The sequence below is a fragment of the Pseudomonas sp. IPO3778 genome, assembly GCF_013386825.1.
GTDB lineage: Bacteria > Pseudomonadota > Gammaproteobacteria > Pseudomonadales > Pseudomonadaceae > Aquipseudomonas.
In genome coordinates this window covers 25968-36780 of record NZ_JACARC010000062.1, presented here as the reverse complement: position 1 = coordinate 36780, position 10813 = coordinate 25968, and the positions used below count along the sequence as shown (strand labels likewise).

Here is a 10813-nt window from a genome sequence, read left to right as displayed (position 1 = left end):
CCCCGCTGTAAGAGCGGAACCCTAGGCGGCCGTTACCGCAGCAACGGATATGCCCCCAATCAAACCTACCGCACAGCCTCAAACAACCCGGTAGCCCCCATCCCTCCCCCCACGCACATGGTGACAATCCCGTAACGCAACTTGCGCCGCTGCAGCTCACGCACCAGATGCCCCACCTGCCGCGACCCGGTCATCCCAAACGGATGCCCAATCGAAATCGACCCACCATTGACGTTGTACTTGGCATTATCAATTTCCAGCCGATTACGCGCATACAGGCACTGCGAAGCAAACGCTTCATTCAGCTCCCACAGGTCAATATCCCCCACCTGCAAGCCCCGGGCCTTGAGCAGCTTGGGCACCGAAAACACCGGCCCAATGCCCATCTCATCCGGCTCACACCCCGCCACCGTAAACCCGCGGAAAAACGCCTTCGGCTTAAGCCCCAATTCCAGCGCCTTTTCCAAACTCATCACCAGCGTCATGGACGCCCCATCAGACAATTGCGACGAATTCCCCGCCGTCACCGACCCATCCTCCGCAAACACCGGCTTCAACCCCGCAAGACTGGCCAGGGTGGTATCCGGACGGTTGCAATCATCCCGATCCACCACCCCGTCCAACACCTGCACCGCCCCGGTGTTCTTGTCCTCAACCTTGTACTTCACCGCCATCGGCACGATTTCATCATCAAACAACCCGTCCGCCTGGGCCTGGGCCGTACGCTGCTGGCTTTGCAGCGCATACAGGTCCTGCTCTTCACGACTGACGTGATAACGCCGCGCAACAATTTCCGCCGTCTGCCCCATGGGGAAATAGATGCCCGGCACCTGCTCCTTGAGCAACGGGTTGATCAGGTTGTCGGTGTTGACGCTTTTCATGGTCAGGCTGATGGACTCAACCCCGCCGGCAACGATGATCTCACTGCAGCCGGACGCAATCTGGTTGGCCGCAATGGCGATCGCCTGCAAGCCCGAGGAACAGAAACGGTTGAGGGTCATGCCGGCCGTGCCGGTGCCCAGTTGCGACAACACCGCCACGTTGCGCCCAATGTTGTAGCCCTGGGCGCCTTCGTTGGAGCCGGCGCCGACGATGCAGTCTTCGACAGTGGCCGGGTCGATGCCGTTGCGGGTCAGCAGCGCATTGACGCAATGGGCAGCCATGTCATCGGGACGGGTCTGGTTGAACTTGCCGCGAAAGGACTTGGCCAGGCCGGTTCGCACGCTGTCGACGATCACTACTTCACGCATGGGCCACCTCGATTGTTGTGGTTGTTGAGAGAGAGATCGAGCATAGATCCCGCCCTCTTCAACCGCGACAATCATTCATCCCGCGTATGTCATCGGTGTCGACAGATCTTTTGTGGCGACCGGCCCGCTCGCCACAGGTGCAATGTCGGACGGGCTACTTCTTTTTGTCCTTCTTGTCATGCTTGTCGGTCTTGTCGAACGCTTCCTCCAGCGCCCGGTTGATGGTGCGCAACACCTTTACCCGCGCCCAGCGCTTGTCATTGGCCTCCACCAACGTCCACGGCGCAATCTCGGTGCTGGTGCGGTCCACCATGTCACCCACCGCCGCTCGGTAGTCGTCCCACTTGTCGCGGTTGCGCCAGTCGTCCTCGGTGATTTTGAAGCGCTTGAACGGGATTTCCTCCCGCGCCTGGAACCGCTCCAACTGGGTCTGTTTGTCGATCGCCAGCCAGAACTTGACCACGATCACCCCGGCATCACGCAGTTGCTCTTCAAAGTCGTTGATCTCACCGTAGGCGCGCATCCAGTCGGTGGGCGTGCAGAAGCCTTCGATGCGTTCCACCAGCACCCGGCCGTACCAGGAGCGATCGAACACGGTGAACATGCCCCGCGCCGGGATTTTCTGCCAGAAACGCCAGAGGTAAGGCTGGGCGCGCTCGTCTTCGCTGGGCGCGGCTATCGGCACGATGTGGTACTGCCGGGGGTCGAGGGCCGCCGCCACCCGCCGGATCGCGCCACCCTTGCCTGCCGCGTCGTTGCCTTCAAATACCGTCACCAACGCGTGCTTGCGCATGCGCTTGTCGCGCATCAGCCCGGAAAACCGCGCCTGCTCGGTGATCAGTTGTTCTTCGTAATCGTCCTTCTCCAGGCTCAGGGTCATGTCCAGGCTATTGAGCAGGCTCATCTGGTCAACCGCCGACGGCAGCGGCGCCGGGTTCATGCCGCTGGCTTTACCTTTGGGCACTTTCAACGCGTTTTGCAGGCCTTCGAGCAGGATCTTGCCCACGGTCAGCCCACGGTAGTGGGCATCGACGCCTTCGATCACATACCACGGCGCGTAGTCACGGCTGGTGCGGCGCAGGATGCGCTCACCGAAATGCACAAACTTGTCGTAAGTCTTGGACTGCTGCCAGTCCAGCGGGCTGATGCGCCAGCTGTGCAGCGGATCATCCTGCAAGGCCTTGAGCCGGGATTTCATTTGCTTCTTGGAGAGGTGAAACCAGAACTTGAAGATCAGCGCGCCTTCGTCGCAGAGCATTTTTTCCAGGCGCTCGGCCCCGGCGATGGCCTGGTCAAGCCGCGCATCCTTGATCTCGCCATGGACGCGGCTTTGCAGCATCTGGCTGTACCAGTTGCCAAAAAAGATACCCATGCGGCCTTTCGCCGGAAGCTGGCGCCAGTAGCGCCAGGCAGGCGGGCGGGCCAGTTCTTCGTCGGTCTGCTGGTCGAAGGTGCGCACCTCGATCAGGCGCGGGTCCATCCATTCATTGAGCAGCTTGACGGTTTCGCCCTTGCCGGCACCTTCGATGCCGTTGATCAGGATGATCACCGGGAAGCGCTTTTGCTGTTGCAGTTCGTACTGCACTTCCAGCAGGGCTTCGCGCAAGGCCGGCACTTCGGCGTCGTAGGTTTCTTTGTCGATGGCGTGACCGATTTCGGCAGATTCGAACATGGGCGGCTCCGTTCCAGAAGTGATCAAGACTAGCGGATTGGGCAACAACACGCGGCAGGAAATTCCACAGTGGCTTGCCATGGATCAATGACACCCCTGTTGATCAGCTAGAATGGCCGCCTTGCCTTTGCCCGCTGTATTTTTTAAGAGCCGCCCATGAACCCCGTAACCCACGCCCAGCTCGACTGGGATGACCAAGGTCGCCCGCATTCGCGGGTGTTCGACGACGTGTACTTCTCCGACCAGTCGGGCCTTGAAGAAACCCGCTACGTGTTCCTCCAGCAGAACCGTTTGCAGGAACGTTTTGCCGCGCTGCCGGTGGGCGGCCGGCTGGTGATCGGCGAAACCGGCTTCGGCACCGGCCTGAATTTCCTGTGCGCCTGGCAACTGTTCGAACAACACGCGGTGGCCGGTGCACGCCTGCATTTTGTGAGTGTGGAAAAGTACCCGCTGAGCCACGCCGACCTGCAACGCGCCCTCGCCCTGTGGCCCGAACTGGCGCCGTTTGCCGAGCCGTTGCTGGCGCAGTACGTGGCGATCCATCAGGGCTTCCAGCGGCTGATATTGGCGAACGGCCGCGTCACCCTGACGCTGCTGATCGGCGACGCCCTGGAGCAATTGCCGCAGCTGGATGCACAGATTGACGCGTGGTTTCTCGACGGTTTTGCCCCGGCGAAAAACCCGGACATGTGGACCGCCGAACTGTTTGCCGAACTGGCGCGGCTAGCAGCGCCGGGTTCGACCATCAGCACCTTTACCAGCACCGGCTGGGTGCGGCGGTTGATCAATGGGGCCGGCTTCAAGATGAAGCGCACCCCGGGCATCGGCCACAAGTGGGAGATCCTGCGGGGCGAATTTCTGGGTTGGCCGGCCGAGACGCCCCCCCCGGCGGTTGCCAAACCCTGGTTCGCCCGCCCGCCGGCGGCCCGTGGCGAGCGCCGGGCGCTGGTGATCGGCGGCGGCCTGGCGGGCTGCGCCAGTGCCGCCAGCCTCGCGGCACGGGGCTGGCAGGTCAGCCTGCTGGAACGCCACGACGGCCTCGCCCGGGAAGCCTCCGGCAACCCACAGGGCGTGCTGTACCTCAAGCTATCGGCCCACGGCACGGCGTTGTCCCAACTGATTGTCAGTGGCTTTGGCCACACCCGGCGCTTGCTGGAGCAGTTGCAACGCGGGGTGGACTGGGATGGCTGCGGCGTCCTGCAACTGGCCTTCAACGCCAAGGAGGCCGAGCGCCAGGCGCAGTTGGCCGAAGCCTTCGACCCGCAGCTCTTGCTCCTGCTGGATCAACAGCAAGCGCAGGTGCGAGCGGGCGTTGCGCTGGAACATGGCGGGCTTTATTTCCCCGAGGGCGGCTGGGTGCATCCGCCCGCGCTGTGCCAGTGGCAGGCCCAACAACCGGGGATCGACGTACTGCCCCATCACGACGTACTTGAACTGCGCAAGGCCGACGGCCAGTGGCAAGCCTGGGACGGCGAGCGCTTGCTGGCCAGCGCGCCGGTGGTGGTACTGGCCGGGGCTGCCGAGATCAAACGCTTCGCCCCCAGCGCAGGTTTGCCGCTGAAGCGCATTCGCGGGCAAATCACCGCACTGGCGCAAACCCCGGCCAGCCAGGCGCTGAGTACGGTGGTGTGCGCCGAGGGCTATGTGGCCCCGGCCCGCTTGGGCGAGCATACCCTGGGCGCCAGTTTCGACTTCAACAGCCTCGACCTGACGCCCAGCGCCGCCGATCACGCGGGCAATCTGGCGCTGCTGGAGGAGATTTCCCCGGACCTGCGCCAGCGCCTGCACGCCGACGCTCTGGACCCCGAGCAGCTTCAGGGCCGCGCCGCCTTCCGCTGTACCAGCCCCGACTACCTGCCCATCGTCGGCCCGCTTGCAGACCCGGCCCTGTTCAATGAGGCCTACAGCGTACTGGGCAAGGATGCGCGCCAGGTGCCGGACACGCCCTGCCCGTGGCTGGACGGTTTGTACGTCAACAGCGGCCACGGCTCCCGCGGGCTGATTACCGCGCCCCTGTCCGGCGAATTGCTGGCGGCGTGGCTCGACAACGAACCCCTGCCGCTGCCCAGGAGCGTGGCCCAGGACTGCCATCCCAACCGGTTTGCCGTGCGCGCCTTGATTCGCGGCAAGGCCTAAAGCGGGCACTCTGCCGCCAGCGGTTTATCCCCATCCTCCAGTGCAGCGCGGGTCAGGCGTTCCACCAGTTGCTCACGGGCTTGATGGTGGTCGCTTTGTACTTTGAGGGCCTGGGATAAATAAGTGGTGCTGGCCACATCCAGGGCCTTGAGCTGGTTACCGTACTCCTGACTGACCCGGCTGAATTGCGCCGCAAACTGCCGCTTGAGGTATTCCAGCCAAAACCCTTGCCGGGCCATAAAGCGCGACAGGTCCGAGGTCATCTCCCGCGTGCTGACCTGGGTGAGCGCGTCGGTGAGGTCCTCCTGAGTCACCCCGCCCACCTCCCGATACGTGATGCTTTCCGGCTGGCCCGGCAACTCCAGGACCTTCGCCAGCCCGCTGCGGTACACCAGGCGCACCGCCAGTTGATCGGCAATGTTTTTGCGGCGGCTGAACACATCGGAAATGCTGTCCAGTTGCTCCAGGCGGAACAGCCCGCGCCCCAGTTTCAGCAGGGTTGCGACACTCGGCCTGGTGACACCGGCCTCCTTCATCGCCTTGTTGAGCATCACCGTGACCTCCATTTCGCTGAAGCTGTAGGCCGCCGCGTCCACACAATTGGGCTCGCCCCTGGCCAGGTTGAACAGCAGCTCACGCAGCTCACTGTCCTCGGCGGCAGCATCCATCACTTGCCACACCCGGCGGACCAGGTCGGCGCGCACCTGCTTGTATTGCGCGGTGTTGACCAGTTGGCGCAGCACCGCAAAAAAATCCCCGGACTGCCAATCGTCCTTGAGCAACTCCCAACTGGCCCGACGCGTGAGATAAGCATCGGCGGTCTCCCCTTCCAGCCAAGCCTGTTGGGAGCGTTGTTCGCTCAACAGGGCGATGTCGTCCTCCTGCAACCCCATGCCCACCCCCGTACGCCGGCGATACTCATCCAGGTCCTGACGGCTGCGCAGTGATACCGGGTTGAGCCGCAAGTTGATTTTTTCGGTCACCGCCACCGGCGCGGTAAACAGTTCCGGGGGCAGCTCGACAATGTTGTTTTCCCGCAGGTTGGCGTCTTCCAGGTGCAAACGCGTGAGTAACCCCTGGGGCAATTCCCGGGCACGGGTGTCACGCAGGTTCAGGTGCTGCAAGTCGGGCATGTGCGCCACCGAAGGCGTCTCGCCCAAGGGGTTGTTGCTCAGGTCCAGGGAACGCAGGCCGCTCATGGCCTGCAGTTTCTTGGTGGTGGCGTCGGTCAGGTTGAGGCTGTTGTGCGCCAGGCTCAGGCGTTGCAGTGAGGGCATATGGGACAGCACTTCCGGCAGCCAGGTCAGCCGGTTCTTGTCCAGTTCCAGTGAGCGCAGGCCCTTGAACGCCTTGAGGAAGTACGCCACGTCGTTGTCCAGGTCCATGTTTTTCAGGGACAGGCGCTGCACATGGCCAAAGTCGATATCGGCGGGAAAGGTCGGCAGTTGGCCAACCCGCATGCCGTCCAGGCTCAGGCCATACACCGAGGCGTGGGTTTCATCGAGCAGCCGTGTCTGGTGGCGCCAGGCACTGCGCAAACGGTCGGCCACTTGCTGGCGGCTGAGGCGATAGTCGTCCAGGCGGCCCGGGAGCTTTTTCAACTCTTCGTCCTTCAGGACCCAGGCCTTGAGCACCCCCTCGAGCTTTACCCGTTGCTGCTCGCGCAGACGCACCGCGCCCGCCCGTGACAAATCATCGGTGCCCAGGCCTTCGAGCAGTTCGCGGGCCTGGTGCTCGGTAAAAGACGGGTGTAGGGCTGGCGCTTTTCCAGGCGCTCGATCAGGTCAGTGATTTTCTGGTCCAGGGCAAACCGCTGCACACTGTCCTGCAAACCGGCCGGCAGCTTGAGGTTGTCCTCGGCCCACCGCTGCACCTGGTGGGACTGCACATCGCCGGCCCGGATGATCTGCTCCAGGCGGGTGTCATCCAGGGCGATCAGGCTCGGGTCCAGGCGCCGCAGGCCATAGGGCGTGCTGCTCCACTCCTGCGGTCGCTCATGGATGGATCGCCAGCCTCCCGCGCCGTTGTGCACCACGGGGGGCGCATAGGCAGACGGGCGCCCCGGATGACAGATACGCCATTGCCCCAGGGCGGCATCGAAACGTACCTCATGCCCACGGCCATCGATCTTTATCCAGGGCCGCCCCGCTTGCCAGTAGAAGCCCTGGGCATCGGCTTCACTGGCCGTCAATGGCTGCCCGTACGGCCTGAGGCCCGGTCGCCATAACCGACGCTGACCGTCCGCGCGCTCAACCGCCTCTACGTCATCGAAACCCTCCAGGTTGTCCCTCACCGCCCGACGCGCGGAGCCAATGACTTTACCCCCGGCCGCAAACGCCGCCATCGAAGCCAGGCTCTCCAGCACATTACGCAGGTGTGACAACGCGGCACTGCGGTCCTGATGACGCCAGTCCTGCACCCCTTCGTACACCTCGCCAAGCATTTGCCCAATGGCCACGCCCATCATCAACTGGCCGATGACCGGCACAAAAAAGCCGGCGAGGTTGAGCAGGTCCAGCCCCCACGCCTCATAGTCCCGCCAGCGCTGATCGCGCACCGCCACGTCAAAATCTGCCGTGGGCACCGCCAGCACCCGGCTGTCTTTTTGCAGCTTGCCGATCATGCTGTTGAAGAAAAACTGGAACAGCCCGACGTTGATCGCCAACGGCTTGATCAGCCCCAGGACTTTGCCCGCAGAAAACCGGCTGAAAAATTCACCGCGGGAGGCTTCGTCAAGGTAACGCACGAAAACGTCGGCATAGGTTTTCACCTGCAGCTTCAAGGTCAGGTACCGCTGGAAATCGGCAAAGGTGGGGTATTCGAAAATCGGCCGATGCGGTTCCCCCGGCATATAGACGATGCACGGGGTGTCGGATGATTCGTCAATGGCGCCCTGGGAAAACACCACCACCCCCCACAGGCAGCTGTCATGCACATCCAGCCCCTGGAACACCAGCGGCTTGCCACCGTAGAGCTCAGCACTCATGGCGGCCTTGCTGAGGTTCGCACCCTGGCGGGTAAAGCCCAGCAACAGCTTGAACGCCGGTTCGCCGATATCACCCCGCAGGTACGCCAGGTACACGTCGATCGCCATGTCATACGCCTTCAGTTGCTTGAACTCACTGGCATCCGGGTTGTGCAGCACCTCCTCCGCCACCGGCAGGGCCTGGTTGATGGCGCCACGCAGGTGCGCCTGGTAGCGCCGTCCCAGGTCGAAGCTGCGGCAGTAGGTGGCGAATGCAGTGACGCTGACCTGGGGCACCACCGTATCGGTGTCACGCCGTACCTGGCTGCCGCTCGGGAAACGACGGCCCTGGGCCTCTTGCTCGGAAAAGTTCTGCATCGCCGCCTGGAGCAGGGTCCGGGTTTCAATCACCACTTTGGAGGTTTGAATGGCGAACGAGGTGGTGGCGGCGTCGAGGACATCCCAGGGCAACCATAAATGATCGTGCTTGACGTCCAGGGTCACGCCAAACCGGACTTTAAGACCACGGGTCAGTTCCTCGGCACAAAACTGATCAAGGCCTTTGATGCGTTGCAGGATCGCATTGACCCTGGGCTCATGAAGCCCCGCCAACTCGTGAACCTTCTCCAACTGCTCCAGCAGTTCGGGCTTGGCGGTGAGCAACCAGGGAGGCAAGCGTTGTTGCAGCACATCGGCTTTATCCAGGTCGCCGGTCAACTCCAGCAAGGTGGACGAGAGGAGTTGCGAGGTTAATTGGGCAGGCACGGAAACAGGATCGGGCATCGGCAATATCCTTTGCACAAGAGTGGACGCCCACGATATCCACCCACCCCGGCCCGGCCGCCATAACTATGTGATGCGGCCCCGCGTATACGCCTGAGCGCTCCCTGAAAAGCCTGCTTATAACCGATCGTTCTAAAACTCCCTAGATTCATCCGTGTCAGTTTCTGGGTAGCCGCCGTTTTGGCGCGGCTGTTCTCGACTCTCCCCAACGGAAAAACCGGTAAGGAATTTATGTGCGGATTAGCTGGCGAGTTACGCTTTGATTACCAACCTGCCGACCTGGCAGCAGTGGAACGAATCACCCATCACCTCGCCCCCCGAGGCCCCGATTCATGGGGTTTTCACGCCCAAGGGCCGATTGCCCTGGGCCATCGACGCCTGAAAATCATGGACCTGTCGGACGGCTCCGCCCAACCGATGGTCGACGCCCAATTGGGGCTGTCCCTGGCGTTCAACGGCGCGATCTACAACTTCCCGGAACTGCGCGCAGAGCTTGAAGCCCTCGGCTATGCGTTCTATTCCGGTGGCGACACCGAAGTGCTGCTCAAGGGCTACCACGCCTGGGGCGAAGCGCTGCTGCCCAAGCTCAACGGGATGTTTGCGTTTGCCATCTGGGAACGTGATGCCCAGCGCCTGTTTATCGCCCGTGACCGCCTGGGTGTGAAGCCGCTGTACCTGTCGCGCACCGGCCAGCGCCTGCGCTTTGCCTCGGCATTGCCGGCGCTGCTCAAAGGTGGTGACATCAACCCGATCCTCGACCCGGTAGCACTCAATCACTACCTCAACTTCCATGCCGTGGTGCCTGCGCCGCGCACCTTGCTGGCGGGCATTGAAAAGCTGCCGCCAGCGTCGTGGATGCGCATTGACGCCGACGGCAAGACCGAACAGAAAACCTGGTGGACCCTGCCCTACGGCCCTCACGCCGATGAAGCCAACCTGACCCTGGAAGACTGGACCGACCGCGTGCTCGACAGCACCCGCGAAGCCGTGGCGATTCGTCAACGGGCGGCAGTGGATGTGGGCGTGCTGCTTTCCGGCGGTGTGGATTCGAGCATGCTGGTGGGCCTGCTGCGGGAAGTCGGCGTACAGGACCTGTCGACCTTCTCCATCGGTTTTGAAGACGCCGGTGGCGAACGCGGCGACGAGTTCCAGTATTCGGATCTGATCGCCAAGCATTACGGCACCCGTCACCACCAACTGCGCATCGCCGAAAGCGAAATCATCGAGCAACTGCCGGCGGCGTTTCGCGCCATGAGCGAGCCGATGGTCAGCCATGACTGCATCGCCTTTTACCTGCTGTCCCGGGAAGTGGCCAAGCATTGCAAGGTGGTGCAGAGCGGCCAGGGCGCCGACGAGTTGTTCGCCGGTTACCACTGGTACCCGCAGGTGGACGGCGCCAGCGACCCGTATGCCGCCTACCGCGATGCGTTTTTCGACCGCAGCTACGACGACTACGCCGCCACCGTCGCCCCCAAATGGCTGACCGCCAATGACGCCGCCGGTGACTTCGTGCGCGAGCATTTCGCCCAGCCCGGCGCCGATGCCGCGGTGGATAAAGCCTTGCGCCTGGACAGCACCGTGATGCTGGTGGACGACCCGGTCAAGCGCGTCGACAACATGACCATGGCCTGGGGCCTGGAAGCGCGTACACCGTTTCTCGATTACCGCCTGGTGGAACTGTCGGCCCGCGTGCCGGGCAAGTTCAAGCTGCCGGACGGCGGCAAGCAAGTGCTCAAGGAAGCCGCGCGCCGGGTAATCCCGAGCGAAGTCATCGACCGCAAGAAAGGCTACTTCCCGGTGCCCGGCCTCAAGCATTTGCAAGGCGACACCCTGAACTGGGTGCGCGACCTGCTGCTGGACCCGAGTCAGGATCGCGGCCTGTTCAACCCGGCGATGCTCGACCGCCTGCTCACCGACCCTCAAGGCCAATTGACCCCGTTGCGCGGCTCCAAGCTGTGGCAACTGGCGGCGCTGAACCTGTGGCTCAGCGAACAAGGAATCTGATTC

At 62.9% G+C, this 10813-nt stretch carries 6 protein-coding genes; 2 read left to right on the top strand and 4 right to left on the bottom strand.

What is annotated here, in order from left to right:
- Positions 1–65 precede the first annotated feature (65 nt).
- Together HX855_RS27955 and pap are read right to left on the bottom strand one after the other, a co-directional pair.
- The gene (locus HX855_RS27955) at positions 66–1250 is read right to left on the bottom strand and encodes a thiolase family protein (protein WP_177089196.1); all 1185 of its coding nucleotides are present in this window, start codon (positions 1248–1250) and stop codon (positions 66–68) included.
- Between the two features lie 154 nt (positions 1251–1404).
- On the bottom strand, positions 1405–2922 hold the full coding sequence (gene pap, locus HX855_RS27950; RefSeq protein ID WP_177089197.1) for a polyphosphate:AMP phosphotransferase: 1518 nt from the start codon (positions 2920–2922) through the stop codon (positions 1405–1407).
- 156 nt (positions 2923–3078) lie between these two features.
- Here pap and mnmC point away from each other — a divergent pair, with 156 nt between their 5' ends.
- Positions 3079–5058: a bifunctional tRNA (5-methylaminomethyl-2-thiouridine)(34)-methyltransferase MnmD/FAD-dependent 5-carboxymethylaminomethyl-2-thiouridine(34) oxidoreductase MnmC gene (mnmC, locus tag HX855_RS27945; protein ID WP_177089198.1), complete on the top strand. Its 1980-nt coding sequence runs from the start codon at positions 3079–3081 to the stop codon at positions 5056–5058.
- Here the strand turns inward: mnmC and HX855_RS27940 are convergent.
- Entirely contained in the window at positions 5055–6731 is a 1677-nt protein-coding gene (locus HX855_RS27940; protein WP_177089199.1) for an NEL-type E3 ubiquitin ligase domain-containing protein, read from the bottom strand. The genes mnmC and HX855_RS27940 overlap by 4 nt on opposite strands.
- Positions 6704–8806 (bottom strand): dermonecrotic toxin domain-containing protein, encoded by a 2103-nt coding sequence (locus HX855_RS27935; protein ID WP_177089200.1) that lies wholly within the window; start codon positions 8804–8806, stop codon positions 6704–6706. Before HX855_RS27935 ends, HX855_RS27940 begins: the two co-directional genes overlap by 28 nt.
- 231 nt (positions 8807–9037) lie before the next feature.
- Between HX855_RS27935 and HX855_RS27930 the strand changes: the two genes are divergently transcribed.
- Positions 9038–10810: an N-acetylglutaminylglutamine amidotransferase gene (locus HX855_RS27930; RefSeq protein WP_177089201.1), complete on the top strand. Its 1773-nt coding sequence runs from the start codon at positions 9038–9040 to the stop codon at positions 10808–10810.
- The last annotated feature ends 3 nt before the right edge of the window (positions 10811–10813 follow it).

Coding starts and splice junctions, on each gene's coding strand:
- mnmC (WP_177089198.1), top strand. CDS start 3,079: ATGAACCCCGTAACCCACGCCCAGCTCGACTGGGATGACCAAGGTCGC.
- HX855_RS27930 (WP_177089201.1), top strand. CDS start 9,038: ATGTGCGGATTAGCTGGCGAGTTACGCTTTGATTACCAACCTGCCGAC.
- pap (WP_177089197.1), bottom strand. CDS start 2,922: ATGTTCGAATCTGCCGAAATCGGTCACGCCATCGACAAAGAAACCTAC.
- HX855_RS27935 (WP_177089200.1), bottom strand. CDS start 8,806: ATGCCCGATCCTGTTTCCGTGCCTGCCCAATTAACCTCGCAACTCCTC.
- HX855_RS27955 (WP_177089196.1), bottom strand. CDS start 1,250: ATGCGTGAAGTAGTGATCGTCGACAGCGTGCGAACCGGCCTGGCCAAG.